21 protein-coding genes are annotated in these 25,052 nt (G+C 41.5%); 13 read left to right on the top strand and 8 right to left on the bottom strand.

Annotation, left to right across the window (positions count from 1 at the left end):
* Positions 1-34: 34 nt before the first annotated feature.
* Both O3642_RS05540 and O3642_RS05535 read right to left on the bottom strand, forming a co-directional pair.
* The gene (locus O3642_RS05540) at positions 35-697 is read right to left on the bottom strand and encodes a DUF4947 domain-containing protein (protein ID WP_272106829.1); all 663 of its coding nucleotides are present in this window, start codon (positions 695-697) and stop codon (positions 35-37) included.
* Between the two features lie 92 nt (positions 698-789).
* A complete protein-coding gene (locus tag O3642_RS05535) occupies positions 790-2,037 on the bottom strand; it encodes a carbohydrate-binding domain-containing protein (protein ID WP_347113034.1) in 1,248 nt (415 codons plus the stop codon).
* A gap of 213 nt (positions 2,038-2,250) precedes the next feature.
* On the opposite strand from O3642_RS05535, the gene O3642_RS05530 reads away from it, so the two are divergent.
* The 11 genes from O3642_RS05530 (at position 2,251) to O3642_RS05480 (ending at position 13,036) form a co-directional block, all read left to right on the top strand.
* On the top strand, positions 2,251-3,030 hold the full coding sequence (locus tag O3642_RS05530; protein ID WP_201089515.1) for a polyphosphate polymerase domain-containing protein: 780 nt from the start codon (positions 2,251-2,253) through the stop codon (positions 3,028-3,030).
* Positions 3,023-3,706 (top strand): DUF4956 domain-containing protein, encoded by a 684-nt coding sequence (locus tag O3642_RS05525; RefSeq protein WP_371605570.1) that lies wholly within the window; start codon positions 3,023-3,025, stop codon positions 3,704-3,706. Before O3642_RS05530 ends, O3642_RS05525 begins: the two co-directional genes overlap by 8 nt.
* Before the next feature lie 92 nt (positions 3,707-3,798).
* On the top strand, positions 3,799-5,058 hold the full coding sequence (locus O3642_RS05520; protein ID WP_371605569.1) for a S41 family peptidase: 1,260 nt from the start codon (positions 3,799-3,801) through the stop codon (positions 5,056-5,058).
* A gap of 169 nt (positions 5,059-5,227) precedes the next feature.
* Positions 5,228-5,356, top strand: coding sequence for a teichoic acid D-Ala incorporation-associated protein DltX (locus O3642_RS05515; protein WP_003002102.1), 129 nt, complete (start codon positions 5,228-5,230; stop codon positions 5,354-5,356).
* An 18-nt stretch (positions 5,357-5,374) separates the two neighbouring features.
* On the top strand, positions 5,375-6,925 hold the full coding sequence (gene dltA, locus O3642_RS05510; RefSeq protein WP_021154127.1) for a D-alanine--poly(phosphoribitol) ligase subunit DltA: 1,551 nt from the start codon (positions 5,375-5,377) through the stop codon (positions 6,923-6,925).
* A complete protein-coding gene (gene dltB, locus O3642_RS05505) occupies positions 6,922-8,175 on the top strand; it encodes a D-alanyl-lipoteichoic acid biosynthesis protein DltB (RefSeq protein ID WP_049516100.1) in 1,254 nt (417 codons plus the stop codon). Before dltA ends, dltB begins: the two co-directional genes overlap by 4 nt.
* 15 nt (positions 8,176-8,190) lie before the next feature.
* Entirely contained in the window at positions 8,191-8,430 is a 240-nt protein-coding gene (gene dltC / locus O3642_RS05500) for a D-alanine--poly(phosphoribitol) ligase subunit DltC (protein ID WP_003002265.1), read from the top strand.
* Entirely contained in the window at positions 8,423-9,691 is a 1,269-nt protein-coding gene (gene dltD / locus O3642_RS05495) for a D-alanyl-lipoteichoic acid biosynthesis protein DltD (RefSeq protein WP_371605568.1), read from the top strand. The genes dltC and dltD overlap by 8 nt, the downstream gene beginning before the upstream one ends.
* 251 nt (positions 9,692-9,942) lie before the next feature.
* Positions 9,943-10,167, top strand: coding sequence for a hypothetical protein (locus O3642_RS05490; protein ID WP_021154124.1), 225 nt, complete (start codon positions 9,943-9,945; stop codon positions 10,165-10,167).
* 97 nt (positions 10,168-10,264) lie between these two features.
* The gene (gene aspS, locus O3642_RS05485) at positions 10,265-12,019 is read left to right on the top strand and encodes an aspartate--tRNA ligase (protein ID WP_049482684.1); all 1,755 of its coding nucleotides are present in this window, start codon (positions 10,265-10,267) and stop codon (positions 12,017-12,019) included.
* A gap of 75 nt (positions 12,020-12,094) precedes the next feature.
* Positions 12,095-13,036: a YitT family protein gene (locus O3642_RS05480; protein ID WP_371605567.1), complete on the top strand. Its 942-nt coding sequence runs from the start codon at positions 12,095-12,097 to the stop codon at positions 13,034-13,036.
* Between the two features lie 27 nt (positions 13,037-13,063).
* Here O3642_RS05480 and pulA read toward each other — a convergent pair whose 3' ends face one another.
* From pulA to O3642_RS05450, 6 genes are all read right to left on the bottom strand, one after another.
* Positions 13,064-15,139, bottom strand: a complete 2,076-nt coding sequence (pulA, locus tag O3642_RS05475) for a type I pullulanase (protein ID WP_371605566.1) — start codon at positions 15,137-15,139, stop codon at positions 13,064-13,066.
* A gap of 8 nt (positions 15,140-15,147) precedes the next feature.
* Entirely contained in the window at positions 15,148-16,131 is a 984-nt protein-coding gene (locus tag O3642_RS05470; protein ID WP_320911075.1) for a LacI family DNA-binding transcriptional regulator, read from the bottom strand.
* 11 nt (positions 16,132-16,142) lie between these two features.
* On the bottom strand, positions 16,143-16,955 hold the full coding sequence (locus O3642_RS05465) for a DUF1189 family protein (RefSeq protein WP_021154118.1): 813 nt from the start codon (positions 16,953-16,955) through the stop codon (positions 16,143-16,145).
* A 144-nt stretch (positions 16,956-17,099) separates the two neighbouring features.
* Complete coding sequence (locus tag O3642_RS05460) at positions 17,100-17,942, bottom strand: sugar ABC transporter permease (protein WP_021154117.1); 843 nt, start codon at positions 17,940-17,942, stop codon at positions 17,100-17,102.
* A 1-nt stretch (position 17,943) separates the two neighbouring features.
* The gene (locus O3642_RS05455; RefSeq protein ID WP_155127427.1) at positions 17,944-19,239 is read right to left on the bottom strand and encodes a sugar ABC transporter permease; all 1,296 of its coding nucleotides are present in this window, start codon (positions 19,237-19,239) and stop codon (positions 17,944-17,946) included.
* Between the two features lie 132 nt (positions 19,240-19,371).
* Positions 19,372-20,628 carry an extracellular solute-binding protein gene (locus O3642_RS05450; protein ID WP_155127424.1) on the bottom strand — a complete coding sequence of 419 codons (1,257 nt, stop codon included), beginning with the start codon at positions 20,626-20,628 and terminating at the stop codon, positions 19,372-19,374.
* A 445-nt stretch (positions 20,629-21,073) separates the two neighbouring features.
* On the opposite strand from O3642_RS05450, the gene malQ reads away from it, so the two are divergent.
* Positions 21,074-22,603 (top strand): 4-alpha-glucanotransferase, encoded by a 1,530-nt coding sequence (gene malQ, locus O3642_RS05445; protein WP_070589841.1) that lies wholly within the window; start codon positions 21,074-21,076, stop codon positions 22,601-22,603.
* A 45-nt stretch (positions 22,604-22,648) separates the two neighbouring features.
* Positions 22,649-24,907, top strand: coding sequence for a glycogen/starch/alpha-glucan family phosphorylase (gene glgP / locus O3642_RS05440; protein WP_003002025.1), 2,259 nt, complete (start codon positions 22,649-22,651; stop codon positions 24,905-24,907).
* The last annotated feature ends 145 nt before the right edge of the window (positions 24,908-25,052 follow it).

The raw sequence follows: 25,052 nt of genomic DNA, 5'->3' as shown, positions 1-25,052 counted from the left end.
CAAAAATTCTCGCTTGTTTAAGCGAGAATATTCATTATTTAAAGAAGACAACATCAGGATTTGGCGTAATATAGAGGAGTTGGTCGTTTTCAAAGACCAGTTGGATGGTGTTGTTTTTATAGGTGTAAATGGTGTAATCTACTCCGAATTTAGAAGCTTGTTTCAGATCAACAGCTCCCAATAAAAAGGCATGAGCTTGTTCTTCTGTAATTTTCCCCTTACGGTAGAGATTTTTAATATTTTCTAGTTCAATATTTTGAAAAGATTCGCTAATATAAGCAGGGTCTGTTATTTGTTTTTCTGGATTTCCAAGGATTTTTTGGACAAGAGCAGTGGTATACCCTTCATAATCCGGCGTTTGTACAAAAATATTGTCGTCATTTCTAGAGTAGGCTACTTTTAAGTTCCCTGTTGCATAAATTTTATCCTTGGGTGCTTCTTGGGCATTTCTAGGGAGCCCTTCGGTTGTGATGATGTCAGAAGTGGTCTCCGTAGTAGTTGAGGGAGAGCTAGAGGAATTACCTGTGCTAGTTGAGCTAGTTGAACGACTCGAGCTACTTTTTTTAGTGGTTTTCTTTTTTGAGCTGGTAGTAGTAGGCACTTGTTTAAAATTGATCTTAAGGTCCGGCACACAGGCTGATAGAAAAAGAAGAGACAGCAAGAGTGTGAACAAAAGAGGTAGTGTCTGTTTTTTCATCATATTCCTTTCAACAAGTTGATTGATTTTCTATTCTATCATAAAAAGAGGAACAAAAAAAGGTCAGGAAGAAATCCTGCCTTTATTTGTTGTTATGGATGTCCGCCTCCAGGTCCACCACCTTGAGGTCCGCCACCGCCGGGAGCACCACCGCCTCCAGGCATGGAATTGACAATTTCTGTTTGTTTTTCACCATTGATATAGATATCTCCACCGGTATAGGTAGCAGTACCATCAAAGTCAAAGCCGGATTGCCCTGTTAAATTGATGGTTCCTCCAGTCACAGTGACATTACCGTTTGAGTCGATTGGATCGGTATCCCCTTGGCCAACTTCAACGTTGAGAGTTCCACCATTCATGGTGAAGAAAATTTCATCTTGGTTGGCATTAGCATTAGCCGCATTGACCCCGTCATCGGTTGCATAGATGGTGATATCTCCACCGTTAATGGTGATCGATTTTCCTTCGAGACCTTCGACAGACTCGGTTACCTGATAGGTTCCGCTATCGATGATCAGATCACCAGAAGCATGGATGCCATCGTCTCCTGCTGTGATGGTCATTTTGTTATCTGAAAGGTACATGGTTCCGACCGAAGTATCTTCATCATTATCCACCTTGACCGCATCTTCATCTGCGTCAATGGTCATGGTCGTGCCAGTGATATTGAGTTCGTCATTGACATTGAGGGCATCTCCTACAGCTGTGATTTTATAGGTTCCACCCGTGATGTGGAGAGTGTCATTGGCCTTTATCCCGTTGTTCTTCTTGGCATCGATGTTGAGCGTACCCGAACCATTGATGGTGAGGTCGCCTTTAGAGAAGATGACCGCATCGGCATCTTCATCACTGTTTGAACTTGAATCAGACAAGGTATTGGTCGTGCCATTTGCTAGAGTCAGGTAGACATGCCCCGCTTTCGTAGCAGAAATTGGTGCGTTGGTGTTGGACATAGTAACACCTTTTAAGACGATATGAACATCATCTGAGTCACCTGCTTCGACTTTGATTTGAACCCCATCAGATTCACCAGAGATGACATAAGTTCCGGCCTTCGAGATGGTCACGGTGGATCCAGAAACAGCTACGCCGTCACCTGATACACTTGCAGAAGATCCAGACAGTTTAACAGTAGAGGCTGTACTTTCATCATATGAGGTGTCCTTGTCCTTATCTGTAAAATAGTTGGAATTGTTTGTTTTATTTTTTGAAGTAGAAGTAGCGGTTGTTTGAGCAGTATTGCTTTTTGTAGCTGATTGTGATGATGCCTGGGTGCAAGCTGTCAGTAAGGTGAGGGTTGCGGCCCCCGTTAATAAAAATTTCCATTTGTTTGATTTCATGAGCTTTTCCTCTCGTTCAATTGATATGCTCCTAGTCTAAAGTTGCTAGCTGAAAGTTTCCTAAAGTTTTTCTGAAAGGAATCTTAACTTTAGTTTTCTTTAAGTTTGGCTTAATGACCAGTTAAGAAAGTCCCATTAAACTAGAAAACACGTAAGTCGTATCCATACTTACTGAAGATTAGAAGCAATATCCCCCCTTAAAGGAGTAGAAACATGAAAAAAACAATTGAGACAAGTTTTAAACGAATCGAAACAAAATATATCGTCGCAAAAGATGACGTAAAAGACTTGATCAAAGACTTAAAAAAATACGTCGTAGAAGATGATTATCCAACTTCAACTATTTCAAACATTTATTTTGATACGGAAAATTTTGAGGTTATTCAAGATGCTCTTGCGAAACAACACCGCCGTGAAAAAATACGTATGCGGACTTATATAGAAACACCTCAAGCAGACAGTCCGGTATTTCTAGAGGTGAAGTCAAAAGATGAAGAAGGAATTGGCCATAAATTCCGTCTAGTCGCTACTTCACAAGCCATTATCAACTTGATGACAGATGGGACAGTAGATCATCAGATACAAGATCCAGACTTAGTGCAAGAGATTCAGAGATTGCGCAAACGCTATGGTCATCGGTTGGAACCACGGATGTTCATTTACTATGATCGCTTGTCTCTCAAAGAAAAGAAATCCATTCAGGGTTATCCTTATCAGAAAATTCGCGTGACAATCGATCAAAACTTAGTCTTTCGTGATCAAGCTGTTAGTCTTTTTCATGGGAAGAAAGGAGAACCTTTGTTAGAGGATGACTTCGTGATCATGGAAATTAAGGCTCCCGGACAAGAACCTCAATGGTTAAAGGATATTTTAGAGAAGTATGGTTTGGTCAAGCAGAAATTTTCAAAATATAGCTGTGCTTATCATAAATCACAAGGATTGGATTATGCCCCAAGACCAGTGGAAGAAACGGTAGGTGCTGCCTATGTCTAATCTATTTGATTCTATTTTTAATAATGCCACAGCAACGGTGGATCCGGTGCGCTTACTGCTGGCCCTTTTGATCAGCCTCTTTCTAGGAATGGCCCTATCTTGGACCTATAAATACCGGACACTGTACACTCGAGAGTTTGTCATTAGTTTGACCTTGCTTCCTTGTATGATGACCTTAGTGATCTTTTTGGTCAATGGAAGTTTGGGAACCTCGATTGCAGTGGCAGGGACCTTTAGTTTGATTCGTTTCCGGTCAGCTACGAGTGGTTCGAGAGAGTTGATTGCGATTTTTCTAGCCATGATTATAGGACTAGCAGCAGGATCGGGCTATCTTTTATTGGCCATTTTATCAACCCTCTCTTTACTAGGGGTTTGGCTTGTATTGGAGAACAAACAGAGTAAGGCAGATCATCAACGGCGCCGTCATTTGACTATTACCGTCTTAAAACAAGATGCTGTTGCAGAACAAATCAGTCAGTTGTTAGACCAAAGTTGTTCAGAAGTTGACTTTATTTCTGTCACAACGGCCCAAGCTGGAGAACAACTGACCTTGAACTATGAGGTGAATATGAAATCGAACATCGATGATTTTGCCCTTGCTAATCTATTGATTAACAAGATTGAAAATTGTGATGTTGCTCTGACAAAGAAAGCGAAGAAAAGAAAGAATTTATAACTACTATCCTACTTTAGGATAGTTTTTTAGGATTTTAAGAACTTTTTAAGAAAAAGTGGTATACTATTTCTAAAAAATTGAAGGAATCCTTTATGAAAAAGACTGCTATTTTTGAAGATATCATCTCGATTATGAGCCATGATTCATCTACCATCAAGGATCGAAAAGGATGCGACCCCGATCGCTTTCGAGAAAAAATGACAGATGATATGTCGGATGATGCCTTTCTTTATCAAGTCAGGTCCTACCTAGCCAGTTTTGGGATTATTGGCCATATCTCCTTTCAGAATAAAAAAGCTGGTCAAAAAGGCTTTCTCTTACGCGTAACGGGCCATCAACTTTATGTTGAAAAGGCGAATGCAGATACGGGTCTCCAAGCAGGGGACCAGATCCTAAGTCTGGATGGAAGTGATTTGGAGCAGGTAGCGTCTCTTCATAAGGACTATTTTATCAGTAAGACCCCCGAAAGACATTACCGAGAATGGGCAGATTTGGTCTCTCAGTCAAGAAGGGTCACTCTTCTCCGGAAAGGGGTAGAAAAGACCATTGAAGTAGTGCCCAGTCAAGAGCCGATCCAAGATCAGATTTTTTGGAAACGATTAGACGATGAGATCCTTTACCTTCGTCTGGATAACTTTATGGATGAGGGAGCTATTAGCCGGGTATATCAAGAGTGCTTACCGATGATGACGGAGGTCAAGTTCCTTCTCGTTGATGTTCGACAGAACGGCGGAGGGACAGATTCTTTATATTTCCCTCTATTACACCTAGGTTTAGAGAAGGATCAGGGTTATGATTCGCTTGACTGGGATGATGATGGCATGGAAATTCTCTATACGGAGCGCAATGTTGACCTGCGCTTGAAAGACTTTGAGGACTGGATGCAACAGGAAGAAATTAGTCCTGAAACGGTTAAACTGCTTGAAGAGATGAAAGAGGAATTGCTCCGCCATCGGGGGAAAGGCTATGTACCGTATCAGCAAGAAAGCGAGGAATTCTTCCCAGAGGTTAGAGGAGGCCACTATCCCGAACGGATCTTTGTCTTATCAGACATCTACTGCGCTTCTTCTGGAGATAATTTTGTCCAGATGATGAAGCAATTTAAGAAGGTAACGGTGGTAGGTAGACCAACTCTCGGAATTTTAGACTATTCCAATTGTTGTACCGTTGATTATGGTGATTATCGATTGATGTTTCCTACTTCTCGCTGTCTAAGCCTGGATCAAGGCAAAGGGATGACGGATCAGGGTGTTCTACCCGATATAGAGATTCCTTGGACACCTAGCCATTTCGAGAGAGATGTGGATCTGGACAAGTGTCTGGAGTTGATTCGTCAGGGGACTGTGAAATAGAATAGGATTTCAACCAGAAAACTGATTAAAGAAAAATGCTTTCGTTAAACGACTTGAATGATCTGAAATGATAACGTTTTCTACGACATTCTCACTATGTTTAAAATTGCTTACTTGGTATAAAAAATGGTAAAATAGTGAATAACAATCAAAATGAAGAGTGAAACTTATGAAACATAAAACACTTTATAAATTTATCGGGCAGACGGTCTTGTATTTCGCCATTTTTCTAGCCCTACTTTATTTCTTTAGTTACCTTGGTCAAGGTCAGGGTGGCTTTATCTACAACGAATTTTAGAAAAGGAGACTCCTAGCCGTGTCAAACCAACCAATTACTGATATGATCGAGACAATTGAACGTTATGCGCAACTACAACCAGACTATCCTGTCTACAATGTCCTTGGTGAGGAGCATACCTATGGCCAATTGAAGGCTGATTCAGATAGCTTGGCTGCCCACATCGACCAAATGGGACTTCCTGAAAAGTCACCTGTAGTGGTCTTTGGTGGTCAAGAATATGAAATGTTAGCAACCTTTGTGGCCTTGACCAAATCTGGCCATGCCTACATTCCGATTGATAGCCACTCTGCCTTGGAGCGCGTGTCTGCCATTGTTGAAGTAGCAGAGCCAAGCTTGATTATTGCCATCAATGAATTTCCATTGGAAAACCCAGCTGCTCCAATCATGTCCTTGGAGCAAGTGCGTGAAGCTTATGCGGCTCAGCATGCCTATGACTTGAAACATCCGGTCAAAGGGGATGATAACTACTACATCATCTTTACCTCAGGGACAACCGGGAAACCAAAAGGGGTGCAAATTTCGCACGATAACTTGCTCAGTTTTACCAACTGGATGATTACGGACAAGGAATTTGCAACGCCAGAGCGTCCGCAAATGTTGGCGCAACCGCCCTATTCTTTTGACTTGTCTGTCATGTACTGGGCACCGACCTTAGCTCTTGGAGGAACCCTTTTTGCCCTTCCATCAGCTATCACTCAAGACTTCAAACAACTCTTTGCGACGATCTTTTCTCTTCCGATTGCGATCTGGACTTCAACACCATCTTTTGCAGATATGGCCATGTTGTCTGAGGATTTCAATGCTGAAAAAATGCCAGGGATCACCCATTTCTACTTTGATGGGGAAGAGTTGACAGTCAAGACTGCTCAGAAATTGCGCGAGCGTTTCCCAAATGCACGCATCATCAATGCCTACGGCCCAACGGAAGCAACTGTAGCTCTTTCGGCTGTAGCCGTAACAGATGAGATGTTAGCTACTTTGAAACGTCTGCCAATTGGTTACACCAAAGAAGATTCTCCAACCTTCATCATTGATGAGGCAGGTAACAAATTGCCGAATGGTGAGCAAGGTGAGATCATCGTATCAGGCCCAGCTGTTTCAAAAGGTTATATGAATAATCCAGAGAAAACAGCAGAAGCCTTCTTCGAATTTGAAGGTCTTCCAGCCTACCATACGGGAGATGTCGGAACCATGACGGATGAAGGCCTTCTTCTCTATGGTGGTCGGATGGACTTCCAAATCAAGTTTAACGGTTATCGTATCGAGCTAGAGGATGTCTCTCAAAACTTGAACAAATCGAAGTATATTGACTCAGCAGTCGCAGTACCGCGTTATAATAAGGATCACAAGGTCCAAAATCTCTTGGCCTATGTCATCTTAAAAGAGGGCGTCAAAGAACAATTTGAGCGCGAAATTGATATCACAAAAGCCATCAAGGAAGATTTAGAAAACATCATGATGTCTTATATGATGCCTTCAAAATTCCTCTATCGTGATAGCCTGCCATTAACACCAAACGGGAAAATCGACATCAAAGGGTTGATTAGCGAGGTTAATAACCGATGATCGAGTTTTTGAAACAGCTCCCTCATTTAGAACACTATGGAACACCGATCTATTTTGTCTACCTCATTCTAGCTTTTTTGCCGATCTTTGTGGGCCTCTTTTTCAAAAAGAGATTTCCGGTCTATGAAGGACTGGTGAGTCTGATCTTTATCATTTTGATGCTGACAGGTTCGAATCTCAAGCAAATTTATGCCCTGCTCTTTTACGTAGTCTGGCAAATCTTGATTGTGTATTCCTACAAAATCTATCGTCAGAAAGCGGACAACAAGTGGATTTTCTATCTTCATTCCTTCTTGTCTGTCTTGCCCCTGATCTTTGTTAAGGTGGAGCCAGCGATCAAGAATGGGCACCAATCCTTGTTTGGATTTTTAGGGATTTCGTATTTAACCTTCCGAGCTGTCGGAATGATCATCGAAATGCGAGATGGTGTCTTGAAAGAATTCACACTCTGGGAATTCTTACGCTTTATGCTCTTTATGCCGACCTTCTCAAGTGGACCGATTGATCGTTTCAAGCGTTTTAATGAGGATTATAACGCTATTCCTGAGCGTGAAGAATTATTGGATATGTTGGAGCAAGCTGTTAAGTATATCATGTATGGCTTCCTTTATAAATTTATCCTAGCTCATATTTTTGGCCACTTATTGTTAGGACATGTGCAGACCTATGCTTTGTCTCAAGGTGGATTCTTCAATATCGGAACGCTGGGAGTCATGTATGTTTATGGCTTTGACCTCTTCTTTGACTTTGCGGGCTATTCGATGTTTGCTTTAGCAGCTTCCAATCTGATGGGAATTAAAAGTCCCATCAACTTTGATCGTCCCTTTAAATCACGTGACTTAAAGGAATTCTGGAATCGTTGGCATATGAGTTTATCTTTCTGGTTCCGTGATTTTGTCTTTATGCGTCTCGTGATGGTATTGATGCGCAATAAAGTATTCAAGAGCCGGATTACCACCTCAAATGTTGCCTACATTATCAATATGTTGGTCATGGGCTTCTGGCACGGGGTGACTTGGTACTACATCGCTTATGGGCTCTTCCATGGGCTTGGACTGGTCATCAATGATGCTTGGATTCGTAAGAAAAAGACCATCAATAAAGAAAGAAAAGCAAAAGGATTGGATCCTATACCGGACAATCGTTGGACCAAAGCTTTAGGGATCTTTATCACCTTTAACACAGTGATGTTGTCCTTCCTGATTTTCTCAGGATTCTTGGATCAACAATGGTTTCCAAAATTGAAATAAAAGGAGAATAGAAAAATGGATGTAAAATCTCAAGTAATTGAAATTATTGACGAATTGTTTATGGAAGATGTCTCAGACATGATGGATGAGGATCTCTTTGATGCGGGTGTCCTTGATAGTATGGGGACAGTCGAATTGATTGTGGAACTGGAAAATCGCTTTGGCATCCGTGTTCCTGTATCTGAATTTGGACGCGATGATTGGAATACTGCTAACAAGATCGTAGAAGGTGTAACGGAGCTTCAGAATGCTTAAGCGTTTGTGGCTGATTTTAGGGCCCGTATTTTGCGCGCTCCTCATGGTAACAGCTTTATTATTCTTTTATCCAATCAATCATAAGCACAACTATACTGAAGAGAAAAAAGCTGCGGTTAGTCTGAATGCAGAAGGATTCAAGAGTCGTACAAAGAAACAAGAAGCACTTTCTGATCCACAGCATCGCTTTGTCCCTTATTTCGGCTCCAGTGAATGGTTGCGTTTTGATGTGGTGCATCCAGCAGTTTTGGCTGAGAAATATGACCGCAATTATAGACCCTACTTTTTAGGAGAACGTGGTGCGGCTTCTTTGAACCAGTATTTTGGGATGCAACAGATTTTGCCAGAACTCAAGGACAATACAGCTGTTTATGTAGTTTCTCCGCAATGGTTTACCAAAAAGGGATACGATTCCTATGCTTTTCAACAATTCTTTAATAGCGATCAGTTGAATAGCTTTATTGCCAATCACCAACAGGATGCTGCATCCCAGTATGCTGCAAAGCGTCTGTTACAACAGTATCCAAATGTCGCCTTTCAAAGTGTTGTAACGAAAATTTCTCAAGGAAAGAAAATTTCCAGATTTGATCAGTCTTTGAACCAGTTTGTTTCCCACCTTGTCCAACGCGAAGATGCTTTGTTTAGTAATCTTGCAACGCGTACAAACGGGAATTACGATAAGAAGGTCAAAAAACGTCTACAAGATTTACCAGATCAATTCTCATATGAGAAATTGGAAGAAATTGCAACGGCTGAAGCAAAAGTCAAAACCAATAACAACGACCTTGGAATCAGCAATCATTTTTACAATACTCGTTTAAAAATGAAGTTGAAGAAACTAAAAGGTTTCCAAAAAAACGAATCCTATGTTCAATCTCCTGAGTACAATGACTTGCAGTTGGTTCTAGACCAGTTTGCTAAATCTCGGACCAATGTTATCTTTGTCATTCCTCCAGTTAATGCCAAATGGATGAAATACACAGGCTTGAGCCAAGAAAAGTATGAACAGGCTGTTCAAAAGATTCGTTACCAATTGGAAAGCCAAGGATTCACCAATATTGCAGACTTTTCTAAAGATGGTGATCAGCCCTACTTTATGGAAGATACGATTCATATGGGATGGAATGGTTGGCTAGCCTTTGATAAAGCGGTCAATCCCTTTGTCACAAAGGCTGAAAAAGCACCAACTTACCATCTAAATGACCGCTTCTTCAGCAAAGACTGGGCCCAATATAAAGGGACACCAGACGAATTTAAATAATGCTTGATCAAAGGGGGCAGGATCAAATCCTGGCTCCTTGATTTGTGAGGAAAGTGACGAGAAAGTCACAAATAAGCAAGAGAGTTATCCACAGGCTGTGGGAAACTTGCTTGTAAATGGATGAAAGCAAGTCCTGATGCTGACGACGCTTCCTCTTTTGAGGGGGCAAAAGGTGAAAGTTATCCACATTTTTGTGGATAAGTGATAAAAAACAGTGGATAAGTCAGCTGGTTTGTGAAAAGGAGAATAGTGTGAAAAAAATTTGGTTTTACGCAATCGTTCAGGGAATTGTGATCTTTTTTATTGTGGGTGGCATGACCTATGTGCTTAGGGGAGATTTCTTTTTCCGCTACCTATCCCCTATTTTTGGACTAGCAGCAGCTGTCTTGCGATTTGGGACTGCGACTTTAATGAAGGTGCTAGCACCCACTCTCTATGATGATCCCAAAAAGAAAGAAGAGAGCCACGATAACTAAAGAAGTTGCTGACTGAAAAAGTTGAGCTAAAGGCCACTTTCTGCTGGTCTTTATGGTAAAATAGAAGGAAGAATATTAGTTTGGAGATTAATTAGAAATGAAACGTTCAATGTATGCTGGACGTGTTCGTGAAGAACACATTGGAACTCGTATTACCTTGAAAGGATGGGTTAGCCGTCGTCGTGACTTGGGTGGTTTGATCTTTATCGATCTACGCGATCGCGAAGGAATCATGCAATTGGTGATCAATCCAGAAACAGTTAGTGCAGAAGTGATGGCTACAGCTGAAAGCATCCGTAGTGAATATGTTGTAGAAGTGACAGGCCTTGTAGAAGCTCGTGAACAAGCCAATCCAAACTTGCCTACAGGAGCAGTAGAACTCAAGGTAGAAGCTATTACGGTTCTCAATACTGCCAAAACAACACCATTTGAAATCAAGGACGGAATTGAAGCCAATGATGATACCCGTCTTCGTTACCGTTACTTAGACCTTCGTCGTCCTGAGATGTTGGAAAACCTCAAACTCCGTGCAAAAGTAACCCATTCAATTCGCAATTACTTAGATGAATTAGAATTTATTGATGTGGAAACACCGTTTCTTTCTAAGTCAACTCCAGAAGGAGCACGTGACTACTTGGTTCCTTCCCGTGTCAATAAGGGTCATTTCTATGCCCTTCCACAAAGTCCTCAGATTACAAAACAATTGTTAATGAATGCTGGATTTGATCGCTATTATCAAATCGTGAAGTGTTTCCGTGATGAGGATTTACGGGGAGACCGTCAACCTGAGTTTACACAGGTCGACTTGGAAACCTCTTTCTTGAGTGATCAAGAAATCCAGGATATCACAGAAGGCTTGATTGCACGTGTCATGAAAGAAACCAAGGGAATTGAAGTAACACTCCCATTCCCACGGATGAATTATGATGATGCTATGGCCTTGTATGGTTCAGATAAACCAGATACACGTTTTGAAATGTTGCTACAAGACTTGACAGAGCTTGTCAAGGGTGTAGACTTCAAAGTCTTCTCAGAAGCTCCAGCAGTTAAGGCGATTGTTGTCAAAGGTGCAGCGGATCATTACTCTCGTAAAGATATCGATAAATTGACGGAAGTTGCGAAGCAATACGGTGCAAAAGGTCTTGCTTGGGTGAAATATGCTGAAGGTGCTTTGAACGGTCCTGTTGCGAAGTTCTTGACAGACTTGACAAGTGACTTGACAGCTGCTTTACAGTTAGAAGACAAAGATCTAGTTCTCTTTGTAGCAGATACTCTTGAAGTAGCCAATGCAACGCTTGGTGCTTTGCGTGTTCGTCTTGCGAAAGAGCTTGACTTGATTGACAACAATCAATACAACTTCCTTTGGGTAGTGGATTGGCCAATGTTTGAATGGTCTGAAGAAGAAGGCCGTTATATGTCTGCTCACCATCCATTTACACTCCCACAAGCTGAAACAGAGCATGAATTGGAAGGAGATCTTTCAAAAGTTCGAGCAATTGCCTATGATATCGTCTTAAATGGCTATGAATTAGGTGGAGGAAGCCTACGGATTAATCATAAAGATTTACAAGAACGGATGTTTAAGGCACTTGGATTTACAAAAGAAGCTGCCAATGAACAATTTGGTTTCTTGTTAGAAGCAATGGATTATGGTTTCCCACCACATGGAGGATTGGCGATTGGATTAGACCGCTTCGTGATGCTTCTTGCAGGGGAAGATAATATTCGGGAAGTCATTGCCTTTCCTAAGAATAACAAGGCGACAGATCCAATGACACAAGCTCCTTCTGTCGTTTCTGAAAAGCAATTGGATGAGTTAAATCTTCAAGTAGAAGTAGCAGAGCAAGAATAGGACAAGAGAGAAAAGGGAACGTCTAGGAATCAGTTGCTCTAAGATTTTCCTTTTCTTCTAATCGATGGATTGAAAATGAAAAAAACTCGCTTTCATAAGCTATTTCGCTATCATGTGCGGCGACTAGCTTATAACATTAAATTATTGCGCGTGCTGAAGAGCATCTCCCGTGAGAAATATGATGAAAAAGTGTCAGCTTCCTTGCTGTATGGTTTTCTATCAGCGATTGCCGTCAATTTCTTCTTTCAACCAGGACATGTATACTCCAGCGGTGCAACAGGGCTAGCTCAGATTTTATCTGTTCTGAGCCAACGCTTTATTGGCTTTACGATTCCGGTTTCCTTGACCTTTTATGCCATCAATATCCCTTTGATGATTGTGGCTTGGTATCAAATTGGCCATAAATTTACCGTCTTTACCTTTATTACGGTTTCGATGAGTTCCCTCTTTATTCAGTTCGTGCCAGTGGTAACTTTGACCAATGACCCGATCATGAATGCCCTATTTGGTGGGGTTGTCATGGGAACAGGGATTGGTTTTGCTCTTCGGAACAACATTTCCAGTGGGGGAACGGATATTGTCAGTTTGACGATTCGAAAACGGACAGGAAAGAATGTCGGCAGCATCTCTTTTTTGGTCAACGGGACCATTATGTTGATTGCTGGTCTGACTTTTGGTTGGAAATATGCTCTTTACTCTATGATTACCATCTTCGTATCGAGTCGAGTAACGGATGCTGTCTTTACCAAGCAAAAACGAATGCAGGCAATGATCGTAACGAGCCAGCCAGATGCCATTATTGAAAAGATTCATAAAAAATTGCATCGTGGAGCGACTATTATCCACAATGCAGAAGGAACCTATAACCACCAGGAAAAAGCGGTTCTGCTGACAGTTATTACGCGTGCAGAGTTTAATGAATTCAAATATATTATGAAAAAAGCTGATCCTCAGGCTTTTATCACCATTTCAGAAAACGTTCATATCATTGGACGCTTTGTGGAAACAGAAGAATAAAAATAAGGTCACCACATTGTGGTGACCTTATTTTGTTGATTCAGTTTCGTGGAGAAGGAGCCAACTATGAGCAGATATAGAAAGTTCCTTTCCTTTAGGAATAGGCGTTTTTAGATTGGCATGAGGATAGGCAAATAGCAGCTGACTATTGCTCGGATGTTGATAGGTCTGTTCTTGGTCGCCGATATTGACGAGAATCGTTATTTTTTCACGATCTTTCTCAATCGTGTAGATCAAATGATGATCAGACAACCATTTGACATCACAGTGGTCACGAATCTCTTGCCCTTTTTTCAAACGAAGGAGTGGCTGTGACTTCCGATAAGCAATCAATTCTTCAAGAAAAGCAATTTCTTCTTGGCATTTTGGAAGGGATGTCCAGTCCAATTGGTTGAGACTATCTGGTAAGTTATAGGTGTTGTCTTCGAGCCCTTTTGTGCGATAAAATTCTTGACCAGCATGGATAAACGGCACTCCTTGAGCTAGTAACACTAAATGAAGTGCTAATCGTGAGAGAGCTTTTCGATCTTCTAGACGAATCTCTTCCTTTTCAAGTTTGAAATAATCAAAAACAGTTGCATTGTCGTGGCATTCGACGTACTGAATGGCTTGTTGAGGTTGGGTGAAATGAGCAGGCCCTAGCTTCCCGACATTCGCCGTTAGAATGTTAGCAAAATCATTTGCGGGATGTTGACTCTCACGACGGTGACCGGCTACAAGTGTTCTCTTGACCGTATCCCGGAAGTTATCACTGAAAAAGCCAAAGGCCGGTAATCGTTTAGCGTTATACTGGTGAGCGAGCTGTTCTTCAGAGAGGCCTGTATCCATCTTCCACCCTTCGCCATAGAGATAGATGTTAGGATAGATTTCACGGAGTTCTTCTGCAATTTCTGTCATGGTTGGAATGTCTAGGATTCCCATCAAATCAAAGCGGAAACCATCAAAGTCGTAGAGGGAAACCCATTGTTTGAGGGATTGCTTGATATAGTGTCTCACCATGGAGCGTTCACTTGCCACGTCATTTCCACAGAAGGTTCCATTGGTCCGCTCTCCCTCTGCATTATAGCGGTAGAAATAACCAGGAACGATCTGTTCAAAAGCGTATTCATCTGCCTTGTAGACGTGATTGTAGACTACATCCATGATGACACTCAGATTGGCCTGATGATAGGTGTCAATGGTGTCTTGGAGCTCCAGGATTCGCGCATAAGGATCGTTAGGATCGCTCGCATAGCTTCCTTCTGGAACATTGTATTGGACAGGATCATAGCCCCAGTTGTAGGCTTTCCATTGATCCTCTTCATCGACACTACCGAAATCGTAGACAGGAAGTAACTGTACATGGGTAATGCCCAGTTTTTGAAGGTAATCAAATCCAAGGACCTGGCCATTGAGTTGGGGCGACTCTGTCAAGCCTTTAAACTTACCCGGGTGTTTAAAGCCAGCCTCTTTTTGGACAGAGAAATCACGAACACTCATCTCGTAGATGATTGCTTCTGTCGGGTCTAATTGACGAGTGGCACGCGTGATAGGACGTGTGATCTTCTTCCGGTCGATGACCAAGCTATCTCCAGAGTTCGCCAAAGAGGATAGAGCATAGGGATCGTGAATCCGACGTTCTAGGCCATTGACACGAAACTCATAGTGGTAGGCAGCTCCTTCCCAATCCCCTTTGAGTACGAGTTCCCAGACACCGTTTTCCGTACGATTCATTGGATAGACCTGATCTTCGATATGAAGGGTCACGTTTTGCGAAATCGGTGCCCAGAATTTAAATTGCGTCTGACTTGATGTGTAGAAACTTCCTAGATCTTCTCCACGATAGGTGAAGGTTTGATCAAAAATGGGTTTGCGAACAATTTGACGATAGTGGAGAATAGAAGAATTTCCAGCAGCATCGTAGATGGTGTACTCTTCTCCAAGTTCAAGCGGAATAGGGCTTAAGAAATAGTCTCCTGTATCAGTCGCTCCACTTGACGTTTTGACAGGGATTAAGGCAAGACGACCTTGGTTTGTTTCCAAATAAAAAGGAAGGATATGCTCCTCTCCTTTTTGGATACGAATCAGGTCTTGGTCATCTAAATAAGCAGTAAATGAAGACATAGAGACTCCTAAAGTTTCGTAATGGTATGGTCAATCAATTGACGGTAGCAAACGGTTTTTCCTTCTTTATGATCCTTGATAATTTGTAGAATTGTCCGAACAGATTCACGTCCGAGTTCCACCGCATTGATGTCAATATAGGCTTCAATATCGAGTCGTGGCTTGATCGAATCAAAGGAAATAATCGGGATCGTCAGCTGGTGTTCTAATAGGTATTGGCGCACCCCTTCAGCAACGAGAATATCGGTTGTCATGATGGCATCTAACTCTGCTAGGGGAAGGCTTTCCATCATTTGATAAGAATTATCTTCCAACATAAAACCAAATGAAAAATGAACAAGTTTTTCATCGAGAGGAACCCCTGCTTTTTGGAGAGCTTCTTTATAACCTTCGTAGCGGTCTTGGGATACAAACAGCTCTTTGTTTCCCCCGATAAAAGCAATTTTTCGATAGTTTTGTTGAATGAAATAATCCGTCGCATCAAATGCAGCCTTAATATTATCATTATCCACTAGCGATACAAAAGGAGAAGCTGCCTTTCCAAGGATGAGGAAGGGGAACTTGTCTTTGATCGCAAAGTCAACGAGGGGGTCATTCGGGTTGGAATAAAGGAAAATCAAACCATCTACACGATTTCCGTAGATGAGTTGTTTGAGGTTGTTGAGCCGACGTTCTTCATTTTGCCCCGTACAGATTTGGATGGCATAATCATTGTCTGAAGCGATCTGGGTAATCCCTCTTAAAACAGTTGGGAAGAAAGGATTCTGGTAAAAAACGTCACTATCGATTGGAAGGACTAAAGCAATGACTTGACTAGATTGACTGACAAGGCTGCGAGCATTAAGATTGGGATGATAGTCCAACTCGACCATGGCCTCACGGACTCGTTTTTTTGTTTCATCACTAATCGTGGATTTATTTTGGATGACGCGCGTGACAGTTGAAGGCGCGACGCCAGCGAGTTTCGCCACATCTTTGATGGTAACACGCATGAGAAAACCTCCTAGCGGTGATAGTCTGGATCACGGAAGTGGGTCTTATAAAATACCATAGCAAGATAGAGTACAAATAAGACATTTTGGATCATGATCGTCGTAGTAAATACTTGATGGAATAGTAAACTGATGAAGACACTCAGTAAAATAGGGAGTCCCAAGCAATTCAGAATACAATTGAAACATTCCTTGAAAGTTTGTAGTGAAAAGAGTCGAGATTTTCGTGTCAAGTAGAGGAAGAAAGATGCCCCTACGATGAGAATCAAATAATTGACTGTCGATAAGAAGCCAGAGAAAATCACGAGAAAGAGACTGACAGGGAGTCGATTGTCGCGAAACCAATCGCTAGAGATAGCTTGAGTGAAGCTTTTTTTATCCCGAAGGCTCTCTTGATTAATAGCCTGGTATGAGACTGTAGCGAGTTCTTTATTCTCTTTTGAGATAATCAATTGTTTGCGATCAAAATGGAGTGTTAACTCCTTGCCTTCACTAGCCTTTGCCTCTTGGCCTAAGATAACCTGTCCTTTTGAAGTCTTGTGTACAGGGTTAGTCCCTGTATAGGTGAGCTCTTGGTCTTTGATCACGACGTGTTCTTGGATATCTTTCATAACGTCTGTTGATAAAGGATCAAACACATCGCTGACAAAGGTTGTCAAAGGATAGGTTTTGAGTTGAGCATTTTGCAGAGCCACAGGTAATAGTGTGATAGAGATTAGAAAGAAAGAAGTAAAAATCATTTGGAACCAGCTCAGTTTTTTGCGGTTTGCAAAAGAAGAGCGGAAATTGAAGATACTTGCGAAATAATTAAAAGGATAGGGCATAAGATGACCTTTCTAAATATAAGAGTATCAGAAATGCAAAGAGAAATCTCTTTGCATTGATTTTATTCTTAACGAAGGGTAGTAAAGCATCCACCATACTACCCTCAACTTAAAAATAAAATGTGCTTGAAATAAGATTTTATTTTATCCTTTATCTCCACCAGCTGTCAAGCCTGAAACAAAGTTCTTTTGTAGGAAGAAGAATAAGATACAGATTGGAACCGCGATCAAAATAGCACCGGCTGCAAAGAAGGCGATTTTTTGATTTTTTTGGTCACTGATAAAGGTTTGAAGACCAACGGCTACCGTATAGTTCACTTCGTCACGAAGCAAGAATTTAGACAAGATATAGTCTCCGAAAGGCCCCATAAAAGCCCAAAGTGCTTGAACGGCAATCATTGGACGAACAAGAGGAAGGACGATTTGCCAGAAGCGACGGAAGTGTCCAGCTCCATCCAATTTCGCAGATTCATCGAGGGAAATTGGAACAGTATCAAAGTATCCCTTCATCAACCAGGCATTCATTGGAATACCACCACCAACATAAAGGAAGATCAAGAACCAAGGTTGGTTCAAGGCATTCAGCATCAAAGCCATAACGAAGAAGGCTGTGAGGGCTGCCATGGTTGGGACCATTTGAATAATCAAGAAGAAGACCAAACTTTGTTTACGCGCCAAGAAATTGTAACGGCTGTATGCGTAACCTGCGAAGGTAACGATACTTGTTTGTACAATCATGGTGATAATGGCGATAACCAAGGTGTTCATATACCAAGTGCCATAATGGGTTTCAGAGAAAAGTTTTGAGAAGTTATCAAAACTAAGATTGCCACTAAAATCAAGTGTAAAGGCACTGACATTCCCTGATTTGAAGGCTGATAGAACCGTAATCAACAATGGATAAATGATAACGATTGAAAGAACCACCATGTACAGGTAAGTCAAGAAATGATTGAGGCGGCGTTTAAATTGAACTGAATTTTTCATTTTATACATCCTCCATATCAAATGCATGTAGTTTCTTGAAGGCAACCATAGAGATTGAGATCACAATCACAGAGATAATCAAGGTTACCGCTGCAGCCATTGAATATTGAGGAGAAGAATTGGTTGTCAACTTGTAGATCCATGAGATCAAGATATCTGTAGATCCGGCGTTTCCTCCGACAGAACCAGGTCCCCCATCGTTAAACAAGTAAATGATGGAGAAGTTATTAAAGTTGAAGGTATATTGACTGATCAAAGTTGGAGCTGCAACAGCCATAATCATTGGGAAAGTGATGCTGCGGAATTTTTGCCAACCGTTGGCACCATCAATATAAGCAGCTTCGTAAAGATCGTTTGGAATAGATTGAAGAATCCCTAAAGTCAAGACGTAGATGTAAGGGAAGCCGAGCCAACCTTGCATCATAATCAAAGCAATTTTTGTCCAGGTAGGATCTGTTTTCCAAGGAATCAAAACGCCATCTAAGAATGGGAAGATCTTCGCAAACAATGGGATAACTTGTGCATTGATAGCACCGACACTATCGTTAAACATATTTGAGAAAGTTAGGATAGTGATGAAGGCTGGAACAGCCCAAGGAAGCAAGAAGATAACCCCAAAGATTCGTTTTCCTTTTACGAATGGTTGGTTTGCAACAATAGCGGTCAAGATACCGAGTACGATTTGAAGAGTAGAAGCTGCGAGGGCCCAAATCAAGGTCCAGCCAAGAACCGATGTAAAGGCTGAGCGGAAGGTACTCAAGGTCCACATATTAGTGAAGTTTTGGAACCCGATCCAATCAAGCAAGGTTGTTGGAGCGGTATGTTTGAAGTCGTAGTTGGTAAAGGCGATCATCAAAGTTACTAAAACTGGGAAGATAATCGCAAATGTCATAGCAATGTATGAAGGAATAATCAATAAATATGGGAAGCCATTTTCATAGATGGCTTGAACCATTTCTTTCAAGGTTTTTGGAACGGCAATCCCGTTGTTGATGCGTTTAGCAACTGTTCCAGCATCCTTAATATTTAAGGCATAAAATAGGAAGTAAACAACAGTGATGATCAAGTGGAAGGCGCCACGAATCAAGATAAAGAGAGAATTATCTTGTCCACGGACTGTTCCAAGTGTAACCAATTTCGCTAATTCTCCAGCTCCGATTCCAATGAAGTAAACGAGAAAGAGAACGGTTACGGCAAGAAAAATATAGCCTTTGGTTTTTTGTTTGTTATAAATTTGCCCAAGACCCGGGATCAAAGAGAGCCACATAGCCTTTTTAGGATTTTGTTCTGTAGTCATTCAAATCTCCTTATAATGTCCTTGCCAGAGAGCAAGAAGGCAAGTTTGACAGTGATCTAGTAGAGGGTTCATAATTGAACATAAGAGGTTGGGACTTTGTCACCAACCTCTTACTCAAACCTAAAAACTGTCTTATTTGCTACCGAATTTTTGTTCGATGGTTTCTTTAATCAATTTCACTGCATCGTCAGCAGCAGCTTTTGCAGATTTTTTACCACTTACAGCATCGAAAAGCATAGTAGCAGCTGGATCCCAAACAGCACTCATTTCAGAGATGTTTGGCATTGGCTTAGCGTTCTTGAACTGATCAACAACGGCAGTTGTCAATTCATCGTTTTTACTAACCGCATATTTACGAGCTTCTGTGTTGGCAGGAACTTCATTGGTCTTGTCAAACAAAGCTTTTTGTTGGTCAGTACTTGTCAAGAAGTCAATGAATTTTTGAGCGCCATCAAGGTTTTTCGCACCTGCAGGGATAACCCAAGCTTTACCACCACCAAAGGCAGAGTATTGTTTTCCGTTTGGAAGAGTTGGAATCGTTGCGACACCGTAGTTTACTTTAGCTTCTTTCAATGAAGCAGCTTTCCAAGGACCATCGATGATAGCAGCTGTTTTACCTTCTTGGAATTGTGTTTGGATGAAGTTAGCAGCAGCTTTTGTATCTTGCAAACCTTTTGGCCATTTAGCATACCAAGTTTTTGCATATTCGATACCATCGATAGAACCTTGGTTGTTCAATCCAATATCTTTAGGATCTGTACCGTCTTTACCAAATACATAACCGCCGTTACCTGAAAGTAAACCGTAAGTGTAGTAGAAGTTTGTCCAGTCAGCTAAGAAGGCAGTTGTTTTACCAGGTTCGCTAGCGAAGTCGTACTTGCTATCTTTTGCAAGATTTTCAAGATCACCAAATGTTTTTGGAGCTTCGCTTACAAGATCTTTGTTATAGTAGAGAACCAATGTTTCGATGACAGCAGGTGCACCGTAAACTTTACCACCGTTTGTTACAAGAGCTTCAGTTGTTTTATCGGTGTGGCTATCTTTGTTTAATGTAACTTCAGCCAATTGACCATCGCTACCAAGACCACCTACACGGTCGTATGGAGCCATCATTACGTCTGGAGCTTTTTTAGATTGGTTATCAAGAGAAAGGTTATCCAATCCACCAAGGGCATCACCAGTTTTGATTTTAACTTTTACGCCATTTTCTTTTTCAAAAGCTTTTGCAGCTTCTTCAACATAAGATTTGTAGCCTTTGTCTACATAGACGTTGATTTCTTTACTTGCCTCAGAAGAACCTGATGAGCTATTGCTACAAGCAGCAAGTAAGAATCCGGCAAAACCAACTGTACCAAGTACAGCAGCACTACGTAAAATTGTACGTTTCATGATTTATTCCTCCTAAAGAATAAAAAAGATAATAATTAGAAACCGTTTTAGACAAACGTTTTCCTAAAACGACTTAAGTATATCACAAGGCGAAAACGTTTGCAAGTGATTTTGAGAAAATTTTTTAAAAATATTTTAATTCTAAACTTTCTTCTATAAAAACCGCTAATTCATTGACATTGCTAATAATAAATACTAAACTAGTGATAAGGGGCTTTTTTAAAAAAGATATAAAGTTTTTTAAGAAACCCCTTGCAGAAAATATGGAAAAAGTTTATAATGACATGGTACGCAAACGTTTTCGCAAAAATTGCGTAAACTGAGTTGCGCCTGTTCGATTTTAACAAAGAGTAGAGCCGCTTGAGAGCTGGATACGACTCTGCAACGATACCCATACCGTGCACCGAATCGCAGGCTTCAAAGAAATAAAAAGAGGTGGTAACCCATGAAAAAACGTCAAAGTGGTGTTTTGATGCACATTTCTTCCCTTCCTGGACAATACGGAATCGGATCATTCGGACAATCAGCATATGATTTTGTTGATTTCCTCGTTCGGACCAAGCAACGTTACTGGCAAATCTTGCCGCTTGGTACAACTAGTTATGGAGATTCTCCATACCAATCTTTCTCAGCTTTTGCTGGGAACACTCATTTTATTGATTTCGATCTTTTGATCGAGCAAGGTTTGTTAACAGAAGCAGACCTTAAAGGAGTGGACTTTGGTCAAGATCCTACTCAAGTGGATTATGCAAAGGTTTTCGAACAACGTCGTCCCTTGCTTGAAAAAGCAGTTGCGAATTTCTTAAAATCAAGTGATCAAAAAGAATTCCAAGAATTTTGTGAAGCCAATGCTTCTTGGTTGGAGCTCTTCGCAGAATACATGGCTATTAAAGAACACTTTGATTTGAAAGCTTGGACAGAGTGGCCAGATGCAGCTATTCGTGCGCGTGAGCCAAAAGCTTTGGCTAAATACCGTGAAGAATTGGCTGATAAATTGACTTACCATCGTGTAACTCAATTCTTCTTTTTCCAACAATGGTTGGCCTTGAAAGCTTATGCCAACGACCACCACATTGAAATTGTGGGAGATATGCCAATCTATGTAGCGGAAGATTCAAGTGACATGTGGGCTAATCCTCATCTCTTCAAAACAGATGAAAACGGAAAAGCAACTTGCATTGCAGGATGCCCGCCAGATGAGTTCTCAGCAACTGGTCAACTTTGGGGGAACCCAATCTATGACTGGGAAGCAATGGACAAAGATGGCTACCAATGGTGGATTGAACGCTTGCGTGAAAGCTTCAAGATCTATGACATCGTTCGGATCGACCACTTCCGTGGTTTCGAATCATACTGGGAAATCCCTGCTGGTTCTGAAACTGCAGCACCAGGTAAATGGGTCAAAGGTCCTGGCTACAAACTCTTTGCAGCCGTGAAGGAAGAGCTCGGTGATTTGAACATCATCGCTGAGGACCTTGGCTTTATGACGGATGAAGTTATTGAGCTTCGCGAACGTACTGGTTTCCCAGGGATGAAGATTCTTCAATTCGCCTTCAATCCTGACGATGAAAGTATCGATAGCCCTCACTTGGCACCAAACAACTCTGTGATGTACACTGGAACACATGATAACAACACAGTTCTTGGATGGTACCGCAATGAAATCGACGATCCAACTCGTGAGTATCTTGCTCGTTATACCAACCGGAAAGAGTACGAATCTGTACCGCATGCTATGCTTCGCACCGTCTTTGCTTCCGTCAGCTTCATGGCGATTGCTACGATGCAAGACTTGCTTGAGTTAGATGGCTCAGCTCGGATGAACTTCCCATCTACTCTCGGTGGTAACTGGTCATGGCGAATGACAGCGGATCAATTGACTCCAGCTGTCGAGCAAGAATTGCTTGATTTCACTACGATCTATCGTCGTGAAAACAAAGACTTGAAAAAAGAAGTTAAGAAAGCAAAAAAATAATCTTTCCCCCCTATTAAAATTGTTGAAACAAAGGAGACTCCCAACATGGAATCATTACAAAAATATGTGATTGATCATCATCAAAAAACAATTGCTGAATGTTCAAATGAAGAATTGTACATTGCCTTGCTAAATTACACGAAGCAAGCAAGCGCTCAAAAGAAATTAAATACTGGTAAGAAAAAAGTTTACTACATCTCAGCTGAGTTCTTGATCGGTAAACTCTTGTCTAACAACTTGATCAACTTGGGTCTTTACGACGATGTTAAAAAAGAATTGTCAGATGCTGGTAAAGACTTGATCGAAGTCGAAGAAGTGGAATTGGAACCATCACTTGGTAACGGTGGTTTGGGACGTTTGGCAGCCTGCTTTATCGACTCTATCTCAAGCCTTGGTTTGACAGGGGATGGGGTTGGTTTGAACTACCACTTTGGTTTGTTCCAACAAGTCCTTAAAAACAACCAACAAGAAACGATTCCAAACGCATGGTTGACTGACCAAAGCTGGCTCGTTCGTTCAAGCCGTAGCTACCAAGTGCCATTCGCACACTTCACATTGACTTCTACCCTTTATGATATCGACGTACCTGGTTACAAGATCGATACCAAGAACCGTTTGCGCTTGTTCGACTTGGATTCAGTTGATTCATCTATTATTGAAGATGGTATTAACTTTGACAAGACAGATATCGCTCGCAACTTGACCCTCTTCTTGTACCCAGATGATAGTAACCGTCAAGGGGAATTGCTCCGTATCTTCCAACAATACTTCATGGTATCAAACGGTGCACAATTGATCATCGACGAAGCCATCGAAAAAGGAAGCAACTTGCATGACCTTGCTGACTATGCTGTTGTCCAAATCAACGATACTCACCCATCAATGGTCATCCCTGAATTGATCCGTCTTTTGACAGAACGTGGTATTGGAATGGATGAAGCCATCTCTATCGTTCGTAGCATGACGGCTTACACTAACCACACAATCCTTGCAGAAGCCCTTGAAAAATGGCCACTTGAATTCTTGCAAGAAGTGGTTCCTCACTTGGTTCCAATCATTGAAGAATTGGACCGCCGTGTTCGCGCTGAATACAAAGATCCAGCTGTTCAAATCATCGATGAGAATGATCGCGTACACATGGCGCACATGGATATCCACTATGGATTTAGCGTAAACGGGGTAGCAGCACTTCACACAGAAATCTTGAAGAATTCTGAGTTGAAAGCCTTCTACGACATTTACCCTGAAAAATTCAACAACAAAACAAACGGTATCACATTCCGTCGTTGGCTCATGCATGCCAACCCAACCTTGTCACACTACTTGGATGATATCCTCGGACGTGACTGGCACCATGACGCATCTAAATTGGAAGACCTTCTTTCTTATGAAGATAAAGATGCAGTCAAAGCAAAATTGGAAAACATCAAGTCTCACAACAAACGGAAATTGGCTCGTTTCTTGAAAGACCATCAAGGTGTGGAAATCAATCCAAATTCTATCTTTGATACCCAAATCAAACGTCTTCACGAATACAAACGTCAACAAATGAACGCTTTGTATGTGATCCACAAATACTTGGACATCAAAGCTGGAAATATCCCTGCTCGCCCAATCACTGTCCTCTTTGGTGGTAAAGCAGCTCCTGCCTACACCATTGCACAAGATATCATCCACTTGATCCTTTGCTTGTCTGAAGTGATTGCAAACGATCCAGCGGTAGCTCCACACTTGCAAGTTGTAATGGTAGAAAACTACAACGTAACTGCTGCAAGCTACTTGATCCCAGCTAGCGATATTTCTGAGCAAATCTCTCTTGCTTCGAAAGAAGCTTCAGGTACTGGTAACATGAAATTCATGTTGAATGGTGCATTGACACTTGGTACGATGGATGGAGCCAACGTGGAAATCGCTGAATTGGTTGGACGTGACAACATCTATATCTTCGGTGAAGATTCAGAAACGGTTATCGATCTTTACGCTAAATCAGCATACAAATCAGCAGACTTCTATGAACGTGAAGCCATCAAACCATTGGTAGACTTCATCGTCAGCGATGCCGTTCTTGCAGTTGGGAACAAAGAGCGTTTGACTCGTCTTCACAATGAATTGATCAACAAAGACTGGTTCATGACTCTTCTTGACTTGGAAGACTATATTGTCACCAAAGAACGCATGTTGGCTGACTACGAAGACCGTGATGCATGGTTGGATCAAGTCATCGTTAACATTGCGAAAGCAGGATTCTTCTCATCTGACCGTACGATCGCTCAGTATAACGAAGATATTTGGCACTTAAACTAATCACTATTTGTTAGACCAAGGTTCTTAAGACCCTGGTCTTTTTCATCTTTTGCACACATTATTTTCCAAATGAATTTCATTTGAACGTATCAGTGATCAGGCAAGTGCTTCCACGGTTTTGAGGCGCTTGCCTTTCTATCTGTAT

It is taken from the genome of Streptococcus sp. 27098_8_66 (genome assembly GCF_041431945.1).
GTDB lineage: Bacteria > Bacillota > Bacilli > Lactobacillales > Streptococcaceae > Streptococcus > Streptococcus dentalis.
This window is presented reverse-complemented; position numbering and strand designations above follow the sequence as displayed.